20 protein-coding genes are annotated in these 21877 nt (G+C 68.6%); 12 read left to right on the forward strand and 8 right to left on the reverse strand.

Translation table 11 applies throughout. The annotated features are described in order from the left end of the window. The first annotated feature begins 46 nt into the window (after positions 1-46). The gene (locus GGR25_RS13395; protein ID WP_246409617.1) at positions 47-2491 is read left to right on the forward strand and encodes a pyruvate dehydrogenase complex E1 component subunit beta; all 2445 of its coding nucleotides are present in this window, start codon (positions 47-49) and stop codon (positions 2489-2491) included. After that, the gene (locus tag GGR25_RS13400) at positions 2488-3189 is read left to right on the forward strand and encodes an E3 binding domain-containing protein (protein ID WP_183399275.1); all 702 of its coding nucleotides are present in this window, start codon (positions 2488-2490) and stop codon (positions 3187-3189) included. The genes GGR25_RS13395 and GGR25_RS13400 overlap by 4 nt, the downstream gene beginning before the upstream one ends. A gap of 355 nt (positions 3190-3544) precedes the next feature. Here GGR25_RS13400 and GGR25_RS13405 read toward each other — a convergent pair whose 3' ends face one another. Continuing rightward, complete coding sequence (locus GGR25_RS13405; RefSeq protein WP_183399276.1) at positions 3545-4324, reverse strand: SDR family NAD(P)-dependent oxidoreductase; 780 nt, start codon at positions 4322-4324, stop codon at positions 3545-3547. Between the two features lie 202 nt (positions 4325-4526). Between GGR25_RS13405 and GGR25_RS13410 the strand changes: the two genes are divergently transcribed. Then, complete coding sequence (locus GGR25_RS13410; RefSeq protein ID WP_343068053.1) at positions 4527-5309, forward strand: GntR family transcriptional regulator; 783 nt, start codon at positions 4527-4529, stop codon at positions 5307-5309. Here GGR25_RS13410 and GGR25_RS13415 read toward each other — a convergent pair. Continuing rightward, positions 5282-6478: a low temperature requirement protein A gene (locus tag GGR25_RS13415; protein ID WP_183399277.1), complete on the reverse strand. Its 1197-nt coding sequence runs from the start codon at positions 6476-6478 to the stop codon at positions 5282-5284. The two genes, GGR25_RS13410 and GGR25_RS13415, sit on opposite strands and share 28 nt — an antisense overlap. A gap of 388 nt (positions 6479-6866) precedes the next feature. Here GGR25_RS13415 and GGR25_RS13420 point away from each other — a divergent pair, with 388 nt between their 5' ends. The 5 genes from GGR25_RS13420 (at position 6867) to GGR25_RS13440 (ending at position 12388) form a co-directional block, all read left to right on the forward strand. Next, positions 6867-7925, forward strand: coding sequence for a substrate-binding domain-containing protein (locus GGR25_RS13420; protein ID WP_343068054.1), 1059 nt, complete (start codon positions 6867-6869; stop codon positions 7923-7925). Positions 7926-8017: 92 nt separating this feature from the next. Then, positions 8018-9523, forward strand: a complete 1506-nt coding sequence (locus GGR25_RS13425) for a sugar ABC transporter ATP-binding protein (RefSeq protein WP_183399279.1) — start codon at positions 8018-8020, stop codon at positions 9521-9523. Beyond that, the gene (locus GGR25_RS13430) at positions 9520-10533 is read left to right on the forward strand and encodes an ABC transporter permease (RefSeq protein ID WP_183399280.1); all 1014 of its coding nucleotides are present in this window, start codon (positions 9520-9522) and stop codon (positions 10531-10533) included. The genes GGR25_RS13425 and GGR25_RS13430 overlap by 4 nt, the downstream gene beginning before the upstream one ends. After that, positions 10530-11495, forward strand: a complete 966-nt coding sequence (locus GGR25_RS13435; protein WP_183399281.1) for an ABC transporter permease — start codon at positions 10530-10532, stop codon at positions 11493-11495. Before GGR25_RS13430 ends, GGR25_RS13435 begins: the two co-directional genes overlap by 4 nt. 11 nt (positions 11496-11506) lie before the next feature. After that, a complete protein-coding gene (locus GGR25_RS13440) occupies positions 11507-12388 on the forward strand; it encodes an SMP-30/gluconolactonase/LRE family protein (protein ID WP_183399282.1) in 882 nt (293 codons plus the stop codon). On the opposite strand, the gene GGR25_RS13445 is transcribed toward GGR25_RS13440, so the two are convergent. Further along, positions 12389-13675 (reverse strand): DUF2125 domain-containing protein, encoded by a 1287-nt coding sequence (locus tag GGR25_RS13445; protein WP_183399283.1) that lies wholly within the window; start codon positions 13673-13675, stop codon positions 12389-12391. It abuts the gene before it with no gap. A 63-nt stretch (positions 13676-13738) separates the two neighbouring features. Here GGR25_RS13445 and GGR25_RS13450 point away from each other — a divergent pair, with 63 nt between their 5' ends. Further along, the gene (locus GGR25_RS13450; RefSeq protein ID WP_183399284.1) at positions 13739-14281 is read left to right on the forward strand and encodes a gamma-glutamylcyclotransferase; all 543 of its coding nucleotides are present in this window, start codon (positions 13739-13741) and stop codon (positions 14279-14281) included. Here the strand turns inward: GGR25_RS13450 and GGR25_RS13455 are convergent. Genes GGR25_RS13455 through ftsE form a run of 4 tightly spaced genes read right to left on the reverse strand, consistent with a single transcriptional unit; the run spans position 14268 to position 17554 of the window. Continuing rightward, complete coding sequence (locus tag GGR25_RS13455) at positions 14268-15050, reverse strand: lysophospholipid acyltransferase family protein (RefSeq protein ID WP_183399285.1); 783 nt, start codon at positions 15048-15050, stop codon at positions 14268-14270. The genes GGR25_RS13450 and GGR25_RS13455 overlap by 14 nt on opposite strands. Positions 15051-15084: 34 nt before the next feature. Continuing rightward, entirely contained in the window at positions 15085-15846 is a 762-nt protein-coding gene (locus GGR25_RS13460) for a YdcF family protein (RefSeq protein WP_183399286.1), read from the reverse strand. Between the two features lie 57 nt (positions 15847-15903). Then, complete coding sequence (locus GGR25_RS13465; protein WP_183399287.1) at positions 15904-16902, reverse strand: cell division protein FtsX; 999 nt, start codon at positions 16900-16902, stop codon at positions 15904-15906. Beyond that, positions 16895-17554: a cell division ATP-binding protein FtsE gene (ftsE, locus tag GGR25_RS13470; RefSeq protein WP_183399288.1), complete on the reverse strand. Its 660-nt coding sequence runs from the start codon at positions 17552-17554 to the stop codon at positions 16895-16897. The genes GGR25_RS13465 and ftsE overlap by 8 nt, the downstream gene beginning before the upstream one ends. A gap of 62 nt (positions 17555-17616) precedes the next feature. Between ftsE and GGR25_RS13475 the strand changes: the two genes are divergently transcribed. Genes GGR25_RS13475 through GGR25_RS13485 form a run of 3 tightly spaced genes read left to right on the forward strand, consistent with a single transcriptional unit; the run spans position 17617 to position 19265 of the window. Next, positions 17617-18294, forward strand: a complete 678-nt coding sequence (locus GGR25_RS13475) for an FxLYD domain-containing protein (protein WP_183399289.1) — start codon at positions 17617-17619, stop codon at positions 18292-18294. A 1-nt stretch (position 18295) separates the two neighbouring features. Beyond that, positions 18296-18835 carry a hypoxanthine phosphoribosyltransferase gene (gene hpt / locus GGR25_RS13480; protein WP_183399290.1) on the forward strand — a complete coding sequence of 180 codons (540 nt, stop codon included), beginning with the start codon at positions 18296-18298 and terminating at the stop codon, positions 18833-18835. A 31-nt stretch (positions 18836-18866) separates the two neighbouring features. Then, positions 18867-19265 carry a response regulator gene (locus GGR25_RS13485; protein WP_183399291.1) on the forward strand — a complete coding sequence of 133 codons (399 nt, stop codon included), beginning with the start codon at positions 18867-18869 and terminating at the stop codon, positions 19263-19265. A gap of 7 nt (positions 19266-19272) precedes the next feature. On the opposite strand, the gene GGR25_RS13490 is transcribed toward GGR25_RS13485, so the two are convergent. Continuing rightward, the gene (locus tag GGR25_RS13490) at positions 19273-21819 is read right to left on the reverse strand and encodes a TIGR02302 family protein (RefSeq protein ID WP_183399292.1); all 2547 of its coding nucleotides are present in this window, start codon (positions 21817-21819) and stop codon (positions 19273-19275) included. Positions 21820-21877: the final 58 nt, after the last annotated feature.

The following is a 21877-nucleotide window of genomic DNA, read 5'->3' on the forward strand; positions in this document are numbered from 1 at the left end:
TTGGACCCAAGCAGGCGCCGCCGCCTCGCCGCGGAGAATGGGAGGAATGATGAGCGCAGCCGCATCGGGCCGCAAGGTCCGCGCCGTGAAGTCCGCAGGCCTGCCGGCGGAACTGTCGCGAGCCGCCCTGCTCGATCTCTATGAGCGCATGGTCCTGCTGCGGCGCTTCGAAAGCGTGGCGCAGACGGCGTGCCGCAAGGGCGAGACGCCCGGCTTCCTGCATCTCTATATCGGCGAGGAGGCGACGGCCGTCGGCATCTGCGCGCATCTGAAGCCGACCGACTGGATCACCTCCACCCATCGCGGTCATGGCCACGCGCTCGCCAAGGGCATGAGCCCCAACAGCCTGATGGCGGAACTCTTCGGCAAGCGCGACGGCTGCTGCGGCGGCCGCGGCGGCACCATGCATCTCTATGACCGCTCGGTCGGCCTGTTCGGCACCAACGGGATCGTCGCGGCCGGCATCAGCCACGCGGTCGGCGTCGGACTCTCGGGGCGTGCACGCGGGCGGGAGGATATCGGCGTCGCCTTCTTTGGCGATGGCGCGACCAATCATGGCGGCTTCCATGAATCGCTGAACTTTGCCGGCATACAGAAGGCGCCGGCGATCCTCGTCTGCGAGAACAATCTCTATGCGACGGCGACGCCGCTCGCCTCGGCGACGCTCAACACCGAGATCGCCTCGAAGGCGGCGTCCTATGGCATTCCCGGTATTGCCGTGGACGGCAATGACGTGATCGCCGTCTGGGAGGTTATGCGCGAGGCGACGCGCCGCGCCCGTTCCGGCGAGGGCCCGACCCTCATCGAGGCGAAGACCTATCGCACGGTCGGCCATCACGAGGGCGATCCGGTCACCGGCACCTATCGCACGCAGGCCGAGGTCGATGAATGGCTCAAGCGCGATCCGGTGAAGCTGTTCCGCGCCCGGCTGACCGACGATTTCTCCGTGGCTTCGACGGATGAGCTCGACGCCATCGATGCGCGCATCGACGCGATCGTGCAGACCTCGCTTGAATTCGCGCGCAATTCGCCCGAGCCGGATCCAGCGACGAGCGGGCTGCACGTCTTCGCCGAGCCGCTCAATCCGCCGGAAGCGCTGGTCCAGCCCGTCCCGGGCGCGACGCAGACGCAGAGCTGGCTGGATGCGGTCCGCGACGGCATTGCCGAGGAGATGCGCCGCAATCCGCACCTCCTCTATTTCGGCGAGGGCACGGGCGAGCGCGGCGGCACCTTCGCCCATACCAAGAACCTCTATGCCGAGTTCGGCCCGCAGCGCATGGTCGACACGCCGATCTCGGAGCAGGGCTTCACGGGCGCGGCGATCGGCGCCTCGGCCACGGGAACGCGGACCATCGCCGACCTGATGTTCGCCGATTTCATGTTCGAGGCCGCCGGGCAGATCGTGCTGCAGGCCTCGAAGCTGCGCTACATGTCGAACGGGCAGATGAATGCGCCCGTCGTGATCCGTGTCGGCTCCGGCGCCGTGCGCTCGGCCGGCCCGCATCACAGCGGCATCTACCACACCTCCTGGGCGCATGTGCCGGGCCTCGTGGTCTGCATGCCGGCGACGCCGGCCGATGCCAAGGGGCTGATGAAGACGGCGCTGCGCGCTTCCGACCCCGTCATCATGCTGGAGCCGAAGGCGCTGTTCGCGACCAAGGGCGAGGTGCCTGCGGCCGAGCATTTCGTGCCCTTCGGCCTGGCGCGCATCGCGCGCGAAGGTCGCGACATCACGATCGTCTCCGCCGGCCAGCTCGTGCACCGCTCCTTGGAAGCAGCCGAAAAGCTCGCTGCCGAAGGCATCGAGGCCGAGGTGATCGACCTCCGCACCATCATGCCGCTCGACGTCGGCACCGTCGCCGCGAGCGTCACCAAGACGCATCGCCTGCTCGTGGTTGACGAGGGCTGGGGCGCGTTCGGCGTCGGCGCGGAACTCGCGCAGGCCATGAACGAGCTCGCCTTCGACGAACTCGACGCGCCGGTGGGCCGCCTGCATTCCGAGGCGCAGCCGCATCCGCTCGCCCCCGCGCTGGAGCGGGCGATGCTGGTCGATACCGACAAGATCCTGGCCGCCGTCCGGAGCGTTCTCTCCGGGACGGCGCCGACCCCCAAGCACTGGCGGCATCTCGGCGGCCGCACGGCGGCGCCGGTCGCATCATCTCCTCCCGTCCCGGTTCCGTCTGCCCCGTCGCAAGCCGCCAGTGCTTCCCCGCCGCCACCTGCCGCCGCGGCGCCCGGCGGCCCGGGCGAGCCGATCACCATGCCGTTCGGTGACTTGACCGTTTCGGAGGGCACCATCGTCGGCTGGCTGAAGGCCGAGGGCGACAAGGTCAAGGCCGGCGAGATCGTCGCCGAGATCGAGACCGACAAAGCCGTGGTCGAGATCGAGGCGCCGATCGACGGCGTGCTCGGCCCGATCGAGCAGGCGAAGGGCGCCGTCGTCCCGATGGGCGGGCGCATCGGCAGCGTCGTTCCGGGAGGGGCGGCATGAGCGCCGCCGCCAGCCGTCGCGCCGCCTCTCCCTATGCGCGGCGCCTCGCCCGCGAGCGCGGCATTGCGCTCGCCGAACTGGCGGGCACCGGCCCGCGCGGGCGCATCGTCGCGGCCGATATCCCGCTGCAACTGGTTGCCGCGCCCGAGCCCGCGGCCGCCGTGCCAGCGCCGGCGCCTGTCGCCACCGCGCCTTCTGCCCCGGCTCCGGTCGCCGTCGCGGCACGGGCGTTCGGCGCCTTCGCGACAAACCTCGCCCTCGGACCGCTGCGCGAGCTTATTGCCGCGGCTGGTGTCGATGTGCCGCTGCACGCCTTCCTCGCCCGCGCCGCGGCGCAGGCGACGGGGCGCTATGCCGAGGCGATCCGCCTCGTCGCCGCGGATGGCCGTTCGGTAGCGGTCGCGGGACCGGCGCGCCTCGCCCCGTCCGAGATCGCGTGCCGCTTCGAGGCAGGGGAGGGCGCATCGGCCGAACGGCCGCTCGTGCTCACCCATCTCGCCGTCTCGGGCATCCGCCCGGTCGCCGGCAGCCTCGCGCCGGACTGCGACCTGCGCATCCTCGTCGTGGCCGCGCCCGGTACTGAGACGGGCGAGGCCTTGCTGGTGCATGACAGCGACGCGGTGAGCGAAGCCGAGGCCGCCACCATGCTCGCGGCCTTCCGCGACGCGCTCGAAAACCCGCTGCGGCTGCTGGTGTAGACGCAGCGGCATGCCGGCAAAGCGCCGACGTTGTTCCGGCACGCGTGTGTTGTGGCCGCTGGCGGGGCTTCCTCTTTCGCCAAGGCGGGGAGGAAAGCCTGTCCTTGCCGATTCGGCGGCTTTTCTCCGCCGGCTCCTCATCCGCCGCCGTCGCCCCGGCGAAAGCCGGGGCCCATTCAGCCGAAGCGGCAAACCAGCATAGGTCTCAGGCTGTATGGATTCCGGCTTTCGCCGGAATGACGGAGCTTGATGCAGCTGGACTGGTGACCGTCATCGACAGTGTGGCCGTCAGCCCCTCATCGGGCGCGGCGCGCTCCCTGCGCGCCCACGCCTCCGCGCGGCGGGCGATCTCGCCCTACATCATGTAGCCGGCGGTCCAGCCGCCATCGACGGTGAGGATCTGGCCGTTGACGTAGCTGGAGGCCGGGGAGGCGAGGAAGAGGACCGCCTCGGCAATCTCCTCCGGCGTGCCCGGACGTCCGAGCGGGACATGGCGCATGAAGGCGGCGGCCTTTTCGTGGAACTTGCCGCTCTCGCCATAGAACAGCTTCTTCGTTCCCTCGGTCATCACGGAGCCCGGCGCGACGCAATTGGTCAACACGCCCTTGGCGCCGAGTTCGAGCGCCATCGAGCGCGTCAAATGGATGATGCCGGCCTTGGCGGCGACGAAGGGGCTTTGCAGCCGCATCGCCGCGAGGCCGACCACCGAACCGATATTGACGATCCGTCCGCCCCGCCCGGCGGCCAGCATCGGCTTCAAGGCCGAGCGGCTCATCAGGAAGAGCCCGTCGAGATCGATGCCGACGATGCGATGCCATTCCTCGGTCGGGAAGGCATCGATGTCGACGCGGTGGGCGAGCGTATTGACGCCGGCATTGTTGACGAGGATATCGAGGCGGCCGAAGCGCTGGATCGTGCGTTCGACGGCGCGGTCGATCGCCGCCTCGTCGCGGATGTCGACGATCGCGGGCATCGCGTCCGGCAGCGCGGCGGCGACGGCCTCGGCGCCTTCGGCATTGATGTCGGCGACGACGATCGAGGCGCCGTTCGCCGCCAGGCGGTCGACGATCGCGCGCCCGATGCCGCCCGCCGCCCCCGTCACGAAGGCGACGCGGCCCGAGAGATCGCACTGCATGGAAGCCTCCTCCCGCCCCACATCCCGCAGGGTCGATTTCTTATCTATTATGATACTATAATCAAGGCGAGCGCGGATCGACAATGCCGCACCGTCATAACCGGCGATTGGTCGCGGCGGAGAATTCCGCTAGCCTTCGCCTTTATCGGACGATTCTGGGACTTCAGCTTTGCGAGCGAGTGGTCGAAGGCGGGCAGAGGCGGTGGCGGAAGAGGCGGGCGAGGCGCCCGATCTTTCGGACGTCTTCGCGATGCGCGTGCTGTCGCGGGACGACGGGCCGCTCTATCGGCAGCTGCTCGCCATCCTGCGGGCGCCGATCACGGATGGCCGTCTCTCGCCGGGCACCTCGCTGCCGCGCGAGGCCGATCTGGCGGAGCGCTTCGGCGTCAGCTTGATCACGGTGCGCCAGGCGTTGCGCGATCTCGAGAGCGAGGGGCTGATCAAGAAGCGCGCGGCCAAGCCCGCCGTCGTCGCGGAGCCCGAGGCACGCGGCAGCAGCAGCTTCGCCTTCAAGAGCTTCACCGAGATTGCCGCCTCCACCCGCGAGCGCCGCCTCGTCATCCACTCCTATCGCAAGGAGCGCTCGACCACGGCCGCCAAGGCGTTCGGCCTGCCGGCGGACGAGCCGATGCCGTGCCTTCGCGCGACGCTTTACCTCAAGGACGTGCCGACGGGGCAGACGACGTTCTATTTCCCGCCCGCCATCGGCGCGCAGCTGAAGCGCTCGGATTTCGACGACGTCGTCATCTTCCGCTCCGTCCAGCGCCATCTCGGCATCAAGCTGTCCGGCGCCGGGATCACCGTGCGGGCCGATGTCGCCGACCAGAAACTCGCCGAGGCGCTGGACTATGAGGTCGGCGGCCCGATCCTCGTCATCGAGATGCTCTATCGCTCGGCGGATGGCGAGCCGGTCGAACTGACGATCAACCGCAATCGCGCCGATCTCTTTTCGCTGAGCTACGAAGCGCCGAACGACCTCGTCTGAGTCCCGGCCCTGCGGATCTGCGCCTCGCGAAAGCCGACGGCGAGCAGCACGAGCGTCGTCAGCCAGCCCATGGTGAGCAGGTCGACGAAGAAGGCGACCGGAATCAGCAGTGCCAGCACCACGACGCCAGTGACATGAGAGGCTGGCACGGCGCCGTAGACCACCTTCTTGTAGACGGCGCTGCCGAGCAGGTAGATCGCCGGGCCGCAGCTCAGCACCAGGGCGTAGGTGGTCTTCAGCGCGTCGTGCGGATGCGCCATCACGAGATCATTGCCGACGGCGGTGGCGATGATGCCCGCGACCAGGATCGCGTGGACATAGTGGAAATAGGCGCCGATCCGGCCCGGGTCGTCGGAGCCGGCGATCCGCGCCGTCGCATCACGGCTCCACGTGCCGAAATAGAGCCACCACATGGCCAGCGTGCCCAGGAAGGTGGCGAGCATCGCCGAGAGCGTCGCCGGATCCCAGCTCTCCGCCGCCGCCAGCGTCGCGCCCGTCGCGAGCAGCGTCTCGCCGAGCGCGACGATGACGAAGAGCTGGCAGCGTTCGGCAAGGTGCCCGCCATCGATCGTCCAGTCCCTCGTCGTCGACCTCCCGAGACCGGGCAGGGCGAAGCCGAACATCGGCGAGGCATATTCGCAGGCGACCGCCACCGTCCAGAGCGCCATGCGGGCCTCGTGCTCGACGAGGCCGCCCGCGATCCAGAAGACGGCGGCGATCAGCAGCCAGCCCAGCATGCGCCGGTAATTGGCCGCGAGAGGGTGATCCGGACCGAGCTGCCACACGATATAGGCCGTCCGCCCGACCTGCATGGCGGCATAGGCGCCGGCAAAGACCAGGCCCTTGTCCGCGAAGGCGCCGGGGATGGCCGAGGCCATCACCAAAGCGGCGAGCATGGTCGTGAACAGCAGCGTGCGGATACGCGGCGTCTCGGGATCGAACCAGTTGGTGACCCAGCACGTATATTGCCAGCCGAGCCAGACGGCGAACCACAGGATCAGCGTTTCGACCACGCCGGTGAGGTTGAGATTGTGCAGCAGCTCGTGGCTGAGCTGCGTGATCGCGAAGACATAGACGAGGTCGAAGAACAGTTCCTCGAACGTCACACGGGCATGATGACCGTCGCGTCGGCGAAGGAGCGGGTGATGCGTGGGGGAAGCAGCGGTCATGCGGGAGGGCTTTCGCAATTCCTGGGCGGGTCGGCTCCGCCATCTTGGCGTGGGTCGGTGCCGATGGAAAGCCGCCGCGGCAACTGAGCGGGCCGGCGCTCCCGCGCCCGGCGACGCTGAACCGCTCGACACCGCAGATCATCTCTATCGCTTTGTTCTGACAGGACTTATCGCCGCGTTCCGGCATCCGTTCCGCGCGAAAACGCTCTATCGACAGCCTGATAAGATTATAATAGCATGATGTTGGAGGACGGGCTGGCGGGCTGATCGCGGAGGAGCATCACCATAATGCCGTAGCAGGTCCCCAAGAGGCATGATAACGTTACCATAACCGTCGCCGCAGATGAGCGCCGGATCTTGGGAAGTAACGGTTTCAAGGGAGGACAATGTGAAGCGGACAGTCATTCTATCCGCCGTGGCGGCAACCGCCATGGCGCTCGCGGTTACGCCGCAGGCGTTCGCCGAGGGCAAGCCCTACAAGATCTATCTCTCCAACAATTTCGTCGGCAACGACTGGCGCCAGCAGATGGAGCGCGTCGCCGAGGTGTCGGTGAAGAAGGGACCGTTGGCCGGGCGCGTCGATTTGAAGATCGAGAACGCGGAAGGCACGGTCCAGGCGCAGATCAATTCGCTCAACAACATCATCCGCTCGAAGCCCGATGCGATCCTGATCGACGCGGCCTCGGCCGAGGCGCTGAACCCGACCATCAAGAAGGCCTGCGACGCCGGCATCGTCGTCATCTCCTTCGACCAGGTCGTGAGCGAGAAATGCGCCTATGCGCTCGAATCCGACTGGACCCGCATTCCGGCCGTGATGGCGGAATGGATGGCCAAGCAGCTGAACGGAAAGGGCAAGGTCTTCGTCGACCGCGGCCTCGCCGGCGCACCGATCTCGGCCCAGCTCGAGAACGGCTATCTCGAGGTGCTGAAGAAATATCCGGGCATCGAGGTGATCGGCACCTATAACGGCGAATATGCGCTCGGCCCGGAGCAGGCCGGCGTCGCCAGCCTTCTCGCCGCCCATCCCGAAGTGGATGGCATCCTGACGCAGGGCTATGGCTCGGGTGCGATCAAGGCGCTGCAGGATGCCGGCCGCAAGGTCGTCCCGGTCACCGCCTTCTCCTACAATGTCGCGGCGACCACCTGCGCCCAGACGGAAGGGGCCGCCTGCATCCTCGGATCGAACCCGGCCTATCTCTCCTCCGAGGCGATCAAGCTCGCGGTCGACATCCTCGACGGCAAGCCCAAGCCCGCCGATCGCCATATCCTCGTGAATGGCGACTTCCTGGCGACGAATGGCGGCGCGTGGACGTCGGAGCTCTATCCCAAGGCGGTGATCCAGAAGATCGAGATCGGCAAGAACGCCTTCCCCGATCGTCCGCCGGGCCTCACCCTGCCGATCACGCCTGACTGGGTCGAGATTACGGCTGAGGAAGCCGCCGGCTGAGCGGCGACCCTTCCGGCAGCCTGTCTGCCGGCACTCTGCGGGGCGGCCGTGCCGCCCCGCTTCTTCCAGCGTTTCCCTGACGAGCGGACTCCATGCCCGATTTTCTCGAGGCGCTCTCCGTTGCCAAGCGCTATGGCGGCATCGTCGCCCTGTCCGATGCGACGCTGAAGGCCCGCTCCGGCGAGGTGCATGCGCTCCTCGGCGAGAATGGCGCCGGAAAGTCCACCTTCATCCAGATCCTCGCCGGCGCCGTGCGCGCCGACAGCGGCAGCATCACGCTCGGCGGCGAACGCTTCGCGGTCCGCAATCCCGAGGAAGCGCAACGCCTCGGCGTCGCGGCCGTTTTCCAGGAACTCTCGCTCATTCCCGACCTGACCGTCGCGGAGAACATCTTCTTCCGCCGTGAGCCGCTTTCGCCCCTGCGCACCGCGCGGGCCGGCGCCATGCGCGAGGCGACGGCCGAACTCTTCGCCCGCTACCGCTTTCCCGCGATCCGGCCGGACCAGGAACTCCGCCGACTCACGCTGGCGGAGCGGCAGGTGGTCGAGATCGCCAAGGCGCTCGCCCGCGATCCGAGGGTGCTGATCCTCGACGAGGCGACATCGGCCCTCGCCCCGCGTGAGACGGAATGGCTGCTCGGCCTTTCCCGCGATCTCGCCGCCGAGGGCAAGCTCGTCATCTACATCTCGCATCGCCTCGGCGAGGTCCGCCGGATCGCCGACCGCGTCACCGTCTTCCGCAATGGCGCGACGGTTGCGGCCTATGACACCGCGTCGGTCGATGACGACACGATCATCGCCGATATGCTCGGCCGCCAGATGGAGCGGCTCTACCCCGAGCGGCGCAACACCACGACGGGTCGGATTGCGCTCAGCGTGAAGGGCCTCAGCGTCGAGAACCGTCTCGCCGACCTCGATCTGGACCTGCGCGAAGGCGAAGTGCTCGGCGTCGCCGGATTGCAGGGCCACGGCCAGCGCGAACTGTTCCAGGCGCTGTTTGGCGCCGCCCGCGCCTCCGGGGCGATCGAGGTCTGGGGCAAGCCGCGCACCATCCGCAGCCCGCGCGATGCGCTCTCCGGCCGCGACGGCCTGGCGCTCGTGCCGGAGGACCGGCGCAATCACGGCCTGCTTCTGGCCAAGAGCGTGCGCGAGAACCTGACCCTCTCCGTCGTCAAGCGCTTCACCAGGTTCGGCCTGACCGATCCGAAGCGCGAGGCGAAGCTGGTCGACGACATGATCGCGCAACTGCGCATCAAGGCCGGCTCGCCGGAGCAGGCGGCCGGCACGCTGTCGGGCGGTAACCAGCAGAAGGTGATCTTCGGCAAGATGCTGCTCACCGATGCGCGCATCCTGCTGCTCTATGATCCGACCCGCGGCATCGATGTCGGCACCAAGGGCGAGATCTTCACGCTGATGCGCGACCTCGCCGCGCGGGGCTATGCGATCCTGTTCTATTCGAGCGACCTCGCCGAACTCGTCCATGTCGCCGATCGCGTCGCCGTGCTGCGCTATGGCCGTCTCGCCGCGATCCTCGAAGGCGCGGAGAATTCCGAGCACCAGATCCTCCGCGCCGCCATGATCGATACGAGGGCTGCATGACGATGATAGCGAGCGAACCCGGCGAGCATGCTGCCCGGCCGCCCAGCGCGCCCGCACGCTGGCGGGGATGGCTGCTGGACCGCGCCTCGCTGCTCATTCCCTGCCTGATGCTGCTGGCGCTGCTCGCCGTCTATGGCTCGATGCGTGAGGGGGTCTTCACGCTCGACGAGCTCAATCTCGATACGGCGGCGGCGATGACGCTGATGCTGGCCGCAACCGGGCAGACCATCGTGCTGCTGCGCGGCGGCATCGACCTGTCGATCGGCGGCATGATCAGCCTCGGCACGGTGATCGCCGCCACGCAATTCGGTGATGGCGGCGCGACGACGCTGCTCTGGAGCGTCCTGATCGTCCTGCTCGGCGCCGTGGTCGGCATGCTGAACGGAGCGCTGATCACGGTCCTGCGCCTCCAGCCCTTCCTGGTCACGCTCGCCACCTGGTCGATCCTCGCCGGCACCGCGCTCATCATCCTGCCGATCGACGGTGGCAGCCTTCCCTCGGGCTGGATGGCCTTCGGCTCCGGTTCGTGGCTCGGCCTTGCCAGCCCGGTCTGGCTGCTGATCCTGCTGCTCGCCTTCTGGTTCTGGTTCAAGCGCACGCGCACGGGCATCGCGATCAAGGCGACGGGGTCGAACGAGCGCTCCGCCTTCCTCTCCGGCGTCTCGCCGCTCGCCATCAACCTGTGGACCTACGGCCTGTCCGGCGTCTTCGCCGCGCTGGCGGCGCTCTATCTCACCACTCAGACCGGTGCCGGCTCGCCGACCATCGGCAAGGACTACATCCTGCCCTCGGTTGCCGCGGCCGTCATCGGCGGCATCAGCCTGTTCGGCGGGCGCGGCGGCTTGGTCGGCACGATCATCGGCGCCTACATCCTGACGATCATCGGCAATCTCGTCTTCGTGCTGTCGATCTCCAGCTATTGGCAGCCGATCGCCTCCGGCGTCATCCTGCTCATCGCGGTCCTTGCGAGCTCGCTCGCCGAGAAGTCATCGCGGCGGAACCTCTCATGAATCTCGCGCGCCACCGCTCGATCCTGTTCGCCTATCTCGGGCTGATCCTGCTCCTGGTCGTGACCGGCCTGGTCGCGCCGGGCTTCCTGTCGCCGACGCATTTCCGCAGCCTCGCTGTGCTCGCCGCCTTCATCGGCATCGTCGCGCTCGGCCAGACCTTCGTCGTCATCGGCGGCGGCATCGACCTCTCCGTGCCCTGGGTGCTGAATGCGGCGGCGGTGCTCATGACGCTGTTCGCCCATGGCCAGGATGCGCCGCTCGTCTGGATCGTGCCGCTGCTGCTCGCCGCCGGCACGCTGGTCGGCGTCGTCAACGGCCTCGGGGTGGGTCTCTTCGGCGTCCCGCCGATCATCATGACGCTGGCGGTCAACGTCATCCTGCAGGGTGGTATCCTCGTCTATACCGGCGGCGCCCCGCCGGCGACGGCGCCGGCTGCGATCCAGTTTCTCGCGGTGGGACGGATCGCCGGCTTCCCCGTGATCGTCCTGCTATGGATCGTGCTCGCCATCGTCGCGACGCTGCTGCTCTCCAAGACCGCCTTCGGCCGCTACCTCTATGCGGTCGGGTCGAGCGCGACGGTCGCCGAGTTCTCGGGCGTCCCGACCTTGCGCACCTCGGTCGCCGCCTATGCGCTTTCGGGCTTCACCGCCGCGCTCGCCGGCATGCTGCTCACCGGCTATTCGGGCCAGGCCTATCTCGGCATGGGCGATCCCTATCTCTTCACCTCGATCGCGGCGGTGGCGATCGGCGGGGCCTCGATCCTCGGCGGAAGCGGGCATTATGTCGGCACCATCGCCGGCGCGCTGGTGTTGACCGTGCTCACCGGCCTCCTGCCGGCGCTCAACCTGTCGAATGGCGCATTGCTCGTCGTCTATGGCGCGGTCATCCTGGTGACCGTTGCGCTCGCCAGCGAGGCGCTCACCGATCTCCTGCCGCGCCGCCGCGCGCGCCGCATTTCCTGAAGGACGAGGACATGACCGATATCGAATGCGTCGTCGACGCCAAGGCTCTGCTCGGCGAGAGCACCTATTGGGACCCCGAGGACCAGGTGCTGTGGTGGATCGACATCTATGGCAAGACGGTCCACTGCTTCGATCCCGATACCCGCATCGACCAGACGATCACGCTGCCGGAATATCCGGGCTGCCTTGCCGTGCGCGAGATCGGCGGGCTGGTCATCTCCGACGTGAACGGCTTCCATTTCCTCGACACCGCCACTGGCGCGCTGCAGGCGATCGTCGACCCGGAGGCCGACCTCGCCGATACGCGCTTCAATGATGGCAAGACCGATCGGCAGGGCCGCTTCTGGTCCGGCTCGATGTGGGAGGCGCCGCCCAAGGCGCCGGAAAAGATCGGTTCGCTCTATCGTCTCGACACGGACCTGACCTGCCACAAGATCGTCGAGGGCGTCGGCTGCTCGAACGGGCTCGCCTGGAGCCCCGACAGCCGCACGATGTATTACACCGACAGCCATACGCCGATCGTCTGGGCCTTCGACTTCGATCCGGTCTCCGGCGAGGCGGAGAACCGCCGCACCTTCGTCGACCTCTCCTTCATGAACGGCATCGTTGACGGCGCCACCGTGGACGAGGAGGGCTGCTACTGGCTGACTGTGCCATTCAAGGGCAAGGTCATGCGCTATGACCCGTCCGGCAAGCTCATGCGCACGATCGACCTGCCGACCGATTTGCCGACCTGCTGCGAATTCGGCGGCCCGAACCTCGACATCCTCTATGTGACGACGGCGACGCTGCGCCGCTCGCCGGAGGAGCTCAGGGACCAGCCGCTCGCCGGCGGGCTGTTCGCCCTCCATGTCGGCGTGAAGGGCCTGCCGCTGGTGCCGTTCCGCGGCTGATCAACCGCGCGCGCAGCGGCCGGGGTGCTTCAGCGTGGTCGCGAGATCGCGGATCGCCTCGGCGGCGCCCGTTGCCGCCGGCAACGGCGTGAGCGGCGCGGCGGCGGGCGTCTCCGGGGTAGCCGCTGCCGTCGCGGGCGCGCCGAGGTCCTGCGGCGCCGCCGGTTCGCTGTTCGCGGCCGGGGTGAGCGTCTGATCCGGCAGGGCGGGGGCCGGTGCGAGCGCGATGCCGCCCGCGCCGCGCAGCAGCGACGGGATCTGGCCGAGCGGGATGAAGCCGAGCACGGCGCGGCCGCGCTGCACGGTGATCTTCGCCTCGCGCCACGTCTTGCCGTCGGCATCGACCGGCCGCAGGAAGGCGGAGATCGGGCCGATCAGGCGCGCGACCTTTTCCCCGCTGCCCGGCCGGAAGCGGTCGACGAGCGCCGGCAGCGCGTCGAGCGCCGAGAGGCGGACGGTGAAATTGCCGGAGATCAGGCCGGCCGCGTCGATCGTGGCGTCGCCGGCGAGCGCGAGCGAAAGGCCCGCGACGTCGATCTCGGCGCGATGGATGCGCACCGGCTGGCCGGAGGCGATCCAGGCGGCGACGGGATCGTTCCGCTGCTTCAGCACCGCCTCGGGCACGCCGATCGCGACATTCGAGGTCGCGGGCGGCACGGCCGGCCGGCCGGGCAGGGTGGTGACGCCGTTGTCGACCGTCGTGAAGATGTCGATCATGCCGGCCGTGTCGGGATCGGGCACGAGATGCAGCTCGGCATGATCCGCCTTGAAGGCGACGGGCCCGGCGAGGCGGCCGGGCGCCGAAAGGCTCGCGTCGAGGCCGTCGGAGACGATCGAATAGCGCTTGAGGCCCGAAAAGCCGATCCGCAGGCTCGACTGCAGCGCGCTCCAATTGGCGCTTGCCGAGGTCCCGTCCGGCCCGCTGAGCGTGAGCGGCCCCTTGGCGTCGAAGAGCAGGTGGCCGGGATTGTAGACGAGGCCCATTGCCTCGACGCCCGCGAGCGAGAGGCTCGCATCCTCGGCCGGGCAGGCGGCCTCGAGCGGCGTGCAGGTGATGCCGAGGCGGAAGGGGAAGCCGGAAAGGCTCTCGGCCCCGCAGGAAAGGCTCGCGCCCTCCGCTTCGGCCCGGGCGACGACGGTGTCGATCTTGCCGGCGACATAGTGGCGGACCGCGAACCAGCCGCCGGTCCACAGCAGGGCGAGGGCGATCGCGACGCCGATCAGGATCTTGAAGCCGCGGCCGCCCCGTCGCCGTTTCGTCGGACCGCCCGTTGCCGAAACTGTCATCGCCTGCTCCGTTGAACTCCGCATCTGGCCCTGCTAGGCAGCGGCAGGTGCGGGACGTCACTCATGTCCGATTTGTGGATCTTTGGCTATGGCTCGCTGATGTGGCGGCCGGGCTTTTCCTATGTCGAGGCGCAGCCTGCGCGTCTCTATGGCGAGCACCGCGCGCTCTGCATCTATTCCTTCGTCCATCGCGGAACGCCGGAAAAGCCTGGCCTCGTATTGGGGCTGGACCAAGGCGGTTCGTGCCGCGGCGTCGCCTTCCGCGTGGACCCGTCGGAGCAACAGGCGACCATCGCCTATCTGCGCGAGCGGGAGCTCGTCACGCATGTCTATCGCGAGGTCGAACGGCCGCTGCGGCTGGAGGACGGCACGGGCCGCGGGGTGCGCGGCCTCGCCTATGTCGTCGATCGCGCGCATCAGCAATATGCCGGCCGGCTCGACCCGGAGACGGTGCTCTCCCATATCCGCGATTCCGAGGGCGTGTCGGGCCGGAACCGCGATTATGTGATCGCCACCAGCCGCCATCTGGAGCAGGTCGGCGTGCATGATCCGCTGCTCGCCTGGCTCGCGCGCACCCTCGAGGCCGAGACGCTCACGCCGTCCTGAGCGCCGAAAGCTTCGCCTCGGCCTCCGCCGGCAGCGGCGGATGGCCCGGCGTCTTCACCGCCTCTTCCAGCAGGCGGTCGCTCGCCGGCTCGATTGTGTCGATCAGGCGGTGCAGGAAGGTCTTGGAATCGAGGCCCGGCGGGATCGGATCGAGCACTTCGATGATGATCGTGCCCGGATAGCGCAGGAAGGACCGGCGCGGCCAGTAGAGCCCGGCATTGAGCGCGATCGGATAGACCGGGACCTTGAGCTCCCGGTAGAGGTGGATGATGCCGAACTTGTAATCCGGCGGGGCGCCGACCGGCCGGCGCGTGCCTTCCGGAAACAGGATGATCTGCCGCCCCTCGGCCACCGCCGCGCGCGAATCCGCCGCGAGCTTGCGCAGCGCCTTGGAGCCGCCGGCGCGGTCGACGGCGATCATGCCGGCCTTCCACGTGTACCAGCCGAACAGCGGGATGAACATCAGCTGCCGCTTCATGACGTAGGTCGGGTCGGCGAGCAGCGGGAAGAGCGCCATCGTCTCGAAGGCCGACTGGTGCTTGGGCGCCAGCAGCGCGCCGCCCTTGGGCAGCTTGTCCAGCCCGCGCACCTCGATCTTCGTGCCGGCGAAGACGCGCAGCGCCCACATGGACGCGCCGGTCCAGAACTTGACTACGGCGATCGCGGCCTTGTGCGGCAGGAAGAAGAAGAACGGCAGCGTGACGAGCAGGATCGCCGCCATGATGACGTAGAACGCGATCTGGAAGAGGATCGAGCGGAGGATCAGCATGGTCCGGCTCTGCGGTGGCGTCGAGGAATCGGCGTCAGCGCAAAACCTCAGGCGCCACGCCGGCCGCGCTCGCCGTCGCCGACGGCTCGGTCTCGTGCAGCTCCTTCGGCGACTCGAACACGAGCCGCGCTCTGGCGAGCGTATACTTCAGGTACTCTGCCAAGAGAAGGCGGGCGGAGCTCGCATGGCGCCACCAGCGTTCCATTTCCAGCTGAGGGTTGCGGATTGGATACGCTATCAGTTCCACATCCGGCATCGCGCTCGCCAGTTCCACCATGCTGCGCGGCATGTGGTAGTCGCTCGTGACCACGATCAGCGAGCGGTATTTGTGGTCCTCGGCCCAGGCGCGTGCCTCGTCGGCATTGCCGATCGTGTCGCGGGCCGCATGGCCGAGATCGACCCGCGTATCCAGCGAGCCGCGCGCATCCGGGTCCAGCGTCGAGGCGATCTCGCGCCGGCCGACCGAGGGATTGACGCCCGAGATCAGCAGCCGTCCGGCGCGGTTGGCGGAGAGCAGGTTGAGCGCGCCATCGATGCGCGCCGCGCCGCCGGTGAGCGCCACAATGCCCTCGGCGCGCGGATCGGACGGCCGCTCGCTGGTTCCCACGAGCAGGGCGAAGCGGGCGAAATCGGCGGCGACGACCAGCAGGACGACGAGGATCACCAGCAGCAACGACGAGACGAAACGCCGGAACGGCGAGCGCCGCCGCACGGCGCGACGCGGCATCTGGGCGACCGTTCCCGTACGGAATGCCGGCCGCGCCATCTCGATCCGGGATGGAATCGCATCGCTCATCGGGTCAGGATCGTAGCAGATTGGGGCAGGGGATGGGCAAGACGGTACGGAGCCGGCTCACTCGAGTGCGGCGAGATGGCGATAGACGGTCAGGCGCGACGTCACCGCGGTCATGAGCGCGATCAGCACGGCGATCACCAGCGCGCCGATATAGCCCTGCGGCCCGATCGCGAATCGCCCGAAAAGCGCCGACACTTGGTCGCCTTCCGGCGTCGCGAGCGAGCGGGTCAGGAAGAAGGAGAGCAAGGCGAACAGGAACGACGCTGCGGCGGCGCCCCAGAGCCCGCCCTTGAGGCCGAGCAGCAGGAAATGACGCTGGAACTCGCGCGCGATGAAGCCGGCCTCCGCGCCGACATAATGCAGCACCGAAACGATGTCGCGGTTAGAGGACATGGCGCCGCGCGTCGCGAACACGACGGAAAGCACGGTCGCGACGAAGACGAGCGCGAGGATCGAGAAGCCGATTATGACGGTGGCATTGGCCATCGCCTTCAGCCTCTCCGTCCAGCTGCGATGATCGTCGAGGCTGGCGCCCTTGACCTCCTGCGTCAGCCGCTCGGCCAGCGCCGGCAGGTTCACCGCCTCGGGATCGGACAGTTCCACCACGATCAGGCGCGGGATCGGCAGATCGCTCATGTCGAGCCCGCTGCCGAGCCAGGGCTCCAGCAGCTTGGCGTTCTCCCAGTCCGCGAGCGCGCGCGCCGAGGCGACGCCCTTGGCGGAAAGGGCGATCGCCGTCGCCTTCTGCGCCTCCTGGTCGAGATCGACGCCCTCGGTCGGGCGAACCTGGATCGTGATCTCGCGGGTGATGTCGGACTGCCAGTCGAGCGAGGCGTCGCGAACGAGCGTCACCGCGCCGAGCGTGAGGCAGGCGAGGAAGCTCATGATCGCGATGACGATGGTCAGCGAGCGGCCGGCGATCGAGCCCGCCGGCACGATCGGGCCGGGCTTCTGCGCGCCGCCGCTGCGGCGACGCGGGCCGAGGAAGCGCGTGAAGAGGCCCTCGCGCGGCGCGGCTGCGAAGGCGTCGGCTCGTGCGGGGCGGGTTTCATTCATAGATCGAAAGCCGCCCCTCATGCAGCACCATGCGGCGCGCATCGAACTGGTTCATGAGGCCGATATCGTGCGTGGCGATCACCACGGACGTTCCGAGCCGGTTCAGCTCCACGAACAGACGCAGAAGGCGCTTGGCGAGCGGCGGGTCGACGTTTCCGGTCGGCTCGTCGGCAAGCAGGATCTCCGGCTGGCCGATCAGCGCGCGCGCGATGGCCGCGCGCTGCTTCTCGCCGCCCGAGAGGATCGGCGGCAGCGCATGCACCCGGTCGCCGAGGCCGACCCATTTCAGGAGCTCGATCACGTCGGCGCGATAGGAGATCTCCTCGCGGCCGAGCACGCGCAGCGGCATCGCGACATTCTCGAACGTCGTCAGATGGTCAAGCAGGCGGAATTCCTGGAACACGACGCCGATCCGGCGGCGGAGCGCCGGAAGCTCGGCCTTGCGGATGGTGCCGACGTCCCGATCGAACACGGTAATCAGGCCGCGCGTCGGCTTCAGCGACATGAAAAGCAGCTTGAGCAGCGTGGATTTGCCCGCGCCCGAGGGGCCGGTCAGGAACTGGAACGATTTCGGCGCGATCTGAAACGAGAGGTCGCGCAGGACCTCGGCGCCCATTCCATATCGCAGGCCGACATTTTCAAATCGGATCAATAGAAAATCCCCGTTCGGCCTCCGGCCCTCAGGCTGCGGACCCGCCGTCGCGCCGCGCCAGCATGTCCGCGGCAGCGTTAACGACTTTCCAATTCCCCATGGTTCATGACGTGGAAATGCCACTCGATCAAGGCAAAGCCGCGGCGCTCTTCCGGGCGACATGCGGCGGCGGCTTCACGAGGGGCCCGAATCGGGTTGAAATCGACGAATCGGCGCCGCTTTGCGCCAACACAAGGATCGCACGGGTCTTGCTCGGCGGGAACAACGCGGTGAAGACGAGGGGAGCGACGCCGGGCCGGTCCGCGCAGGACTGGCGCGACGGCGCGTCGCTTCTGCTGCTCGCCGTCCTCGTGGCCGCCTTCCTGCTCGGCCGCGCGCCGCTCGTCGCCGCCGCGCCGGGGCTCGCCAGCCTCTATGCGCGGCTCGGCCTGCCCGTGAACCTCCGCGGGCTCGATTTCGGCACTGTCTCGATGGTGCGAGACGTAGAGGGCGGCGCGTCCGGCCTGGTCGTCTCCGGCGAGATCGTCAATCCGGGCGGCGCGCCACGAGGGCTTCCTGCGCTTCGCTTCACGCTGTACGACGGGCACGGCCGAGAGGTCGGCGGCTGGTCGGCTGACATCGATCACGCCCCGCTTTCGGCCGGCGAGGCCGCGCCGTTCCGGTCAAGACTGGCCAACCCGCCGGAAGCGGCGCGCCAGCTAGCGCTGCGCTTCGAAGACGCGGCAGAAGGAAAGCCCTGATATGCCCATCGTCCGCGGCCGCAGCATTCGCGTCCTCTATGACATCGATACGATCGACGCGCGCAACCGCGAGCTGGCGGCCGAGATCGCAGCGTCCGGCTATCGCGACCTGCTGGTGATTTCGATCCTCAAGGGCAGTTTCGTCTTTGCCGCGGATCTGATTCGCGCCCTGCATGAGTCCGGGCTCGCGCCCGAGGTCGAGTTCATCTCGCTGTCGAGCTATGGCGCCGGCACGGAATCGAGCGGCAATGTCCGCGTGGTCAAGGACATCGAGAGCGATGTGAAGGGCCGCGACGTGCTCCTCATCGACGACATTCTCGAATCGGGCCGCACGATCTCCTTCGCGCGCAAGCTCATGGAGGAGCGCGGCGCGAACCGGGTCGGCGTCGCCGTGCTGCTGGAGAAGCCGGGCAAGCGCGCCGTTCCGATCGAGGCGGAGCATGTCGGCTTCGTCTGTCCGGACCTCTTCGTGGTCGGATACGGCATGGATGCGGGTCACGCCTTCCGCGAGCTTCCGTTCGTGGGCGTGGTCGAGGACTGATTTTCGGGCAGGGTTTTGGGGAAGGACGGGCATGGCGCGCATTTTGGTGACGGAAGACGACGACGCGGTCCGCAGCTTCGTGGCGCGGGCGCTGACGCTCGACGGCCACCGGATCGAGACGGCGGAGGATGGCGCCGACGCGCTGGAAACGCTGCGTCGCGAGGAGGGCGCGTTCGATCTGCTGCTCTCCGACATCAAGATGCCGATGATGGACGGCATCGCGCTCGCCAAGGAGGCGAAGCCCGAATTTCCCGGCCTGACGATCCTGCTGATGACCGGCTTCGCCGACCAGCGTGAACGCGCCGACGATCTCGCGCGCATCATTCACGACGTGGTGCAGAAGCCGTTCTCGCTCGCCGAGATCCGTTCGGCCGTCGGCGCCGCGCTCGAGGCGGCGTTCCCCGTATCGCCGCGGCAGGCCTGCGCCTGAACGCGCGTCAGTAGCGCTGCAGCAGCCGCTCGAGATAGTCCTTCTCGAGCAGCGGCCTGGCCGCGTCGCCGAGGCGGCGGCGTATGTCGTCGAGGATCTCGCGGGCGCGCTGCGTGTCGATCGCGTCCGGAACCTTGACCGAGGAGCCGAGATCATTGCCGCGCCCGGCCTGCTGGCGGCCGAGCGGGTCCTGGCCCGGCGCGGTTCCGCCGCCCTGCCGCACGCCGGTGCCGTTCTGCTGCTGGCGCGCCATGCGGTCCGCGAGGCTGCGGGCGCCTTCGCGCAGCGCCTGCAACGCCTGGCCCTGCGGCCCCACGGCCTGATTGGGCTGGCCCTGGCCGAGCTGATCCGTCGCCTCGCCCATGGCGCGACCCGCCTGGCCGAGCCGGCCGTCGGGCTGCAGACCCTGCGCCTGCATATCCTTCTGCAACTGGTCGAGCTTGCGCTGGAGCTCCTGCTGGCCCTGGCGCAGCGCGTCGAGCGCCTGCTGCCGCTCCTGCGGCGTCATCGAAGGCAGGTCGGCACCGCTGCCGTCCGTGTCGGGATCGAGCTTGAAGGTGCGGTCCATCAATTGCTGCTGGCGGCGGATCATGTCGCCCAGCTTGTCGAGCGCCTCGTTCATCGGCCCGCCCTCGCCCTGCTGCGTTTGCTGGCTGCGGCCGGATTCCATGTTCTCCATCATCTGCTGCAATTCGCTGAGCAGTTGCTGCGCGGCCTCGCGCGATCCGGTCTTGGCCAGATTCTCGATCTGGTCGAGCATCTTCTGGAGATCCTGCTGGCTCATCACCCGCGCGTTCTGATCCATCGGCGCACGGGACTGCTCGGGATTGCGCTGTGCATTCTCGGCGAGCGCCTGCAGATATTTGTCCATGGCGGCGCGGAGGTCGCGCATCGCCTTGTCGATCTCCTCGTCGCTCGCGCCGCGGTCGAGCGCCTGCTTGAGCTGCTCCTGCGCGGCGCGGAGGTCCTGCGCCGCGAGGGAGAGGTCGCCGTCCTCGATGCCGAGCGCGATCTCCCACAGGAAATCGACGACCGAGCGCAGATCATCATCGCCGCGCGCGCCGGTCAGGCGGTGATAGGCGGCGCGGAGCGACAGATAGACGCCGTCGCTGTCATATTTCGACGGATCCATGGTGATCGCGTCGAGTGCGGCGGCGACGGCACCGGCCTTGCCGGCGTCGAGCGCGAGCGTGCGCCGCTGCTCGACGACGGCCCGCGCGATCGGATTGGTGAACTGGCGCATCGGCAGCACGAATTCGGTCGGCGCGCTCCTTCCGGTCTGGCCCGCCTCGTCGGTCGCCTCGAGGCTCATGCGCACCTTGGCGCCGGCCCAGGGATGCGCCGAGAGATCGCGGATCGTCTCGCCCGCCCCCTCGCGCATGCGCAGGCGCGGCAGGCCGAGCGGCATTTCCGGCGGGCCGACGAGCGGCCGTGCGGCTTCGCTTCCCGCGGGCGCGGCGCTTTCCAGGATCGCGCGCGCGGCGATGACGCCATAATCGTCCGAGACGGAATAATTGAGCTGCAGCGCCCCCGACAGCGTCGCGCCGGGATCGCGCGTCAGCTCGATCTTGGGCGGCTGGTCGGGCGTCACGAGGAAATTCCAGGCCATCAGCGCGCTGCCGCCGCGATCGATCGCCACGCTGCCATCCTTGCGCAGCACGACGCGCCGCTCGCCGAGCGCCGGCGCCTGCGGCCCCTGCGCCGTGCCCGCAGCCGGGGTCTCCGCCGCTTCGAAGGGCACGTCGGCGCCATCCACCGTCTTCGCCACGACGGCGAGCGCATCATCCTGCGGCACGCGCACGGTGACCACCGAGCCGAAGGGGATGCGCACGGGCTGCTCGCCGCCCGTCACGCGGGCCGATTCGCCGGTCAGGAAGATCGGCGGGATGCCCGTATAGGCGGGCGGCGTCACCCAGGCATCGATCCGCGCCGCGATCTCGGCGGCGGGCAAGGTCGGTCGCACCGCGTCACCGATCAATTGCCGGCGATCCGCGCCCGCGGCAAAGAAGGCGACGAAGAGGAGCAGCGGCACGAGGAAGCGCAACGCATAGGGATCGCGCGCATTCATGCCCGGCGACGGCCAGCCGGCCCGGACGGCACCGAGGCTTTCCACGAGACGCCGCCGGTGCGCGCGCCAGAGCGCGAGCGTCAGCGGATCGTCGGTGTCCTTCAGGCTGTCGTTGAGCGCAACGGCGGGCCGGTGCGGCGCCTGGCTGTGCTCCGCCACGCGGGCGAGGGCCTCGTCGGCGGTCGGTCCGCGGATGCCGCCGAGCCGCAGGACGAGGAACAGCAGGATGGTACCGAGGAGGCCGAGCAGGGCGAAGCGCGCGAGATCGGGTACGCGCGACCAGAGGCCGAGCCAGGAGAGGATGAGGAAGACGCCGCCCAGCGCGAGGATCGGCACGAGGCGCGGCCAGACGCGCTCGAAGACGAGGGCCAGCCGGGCGCGCTCGATCGCGCGGGCGATCCGTTGCCGCGCCGCGGCTTCGCCGTCCGACGACACAAGTCGCTGGTCGGCCTCCCGCTTCGCCGCTCCGCCGGCAGGCTCGCTCATCCGCGCTCCGTTCGTCCCTCTCGCCGCCCAGCCGATCGGATGAACAGTCTACCAACAT

The sequence above is a fragment of the Kaistia hirudinis genome, from assembly GCF_014196455.1.
GTDB classification, from domain to species: Bacteria; Pseudomonadota; Alphaproteobacteria; order Rhizobiales; family Kaistiaceae; genus Kaistia; species Kaistia hirudinis.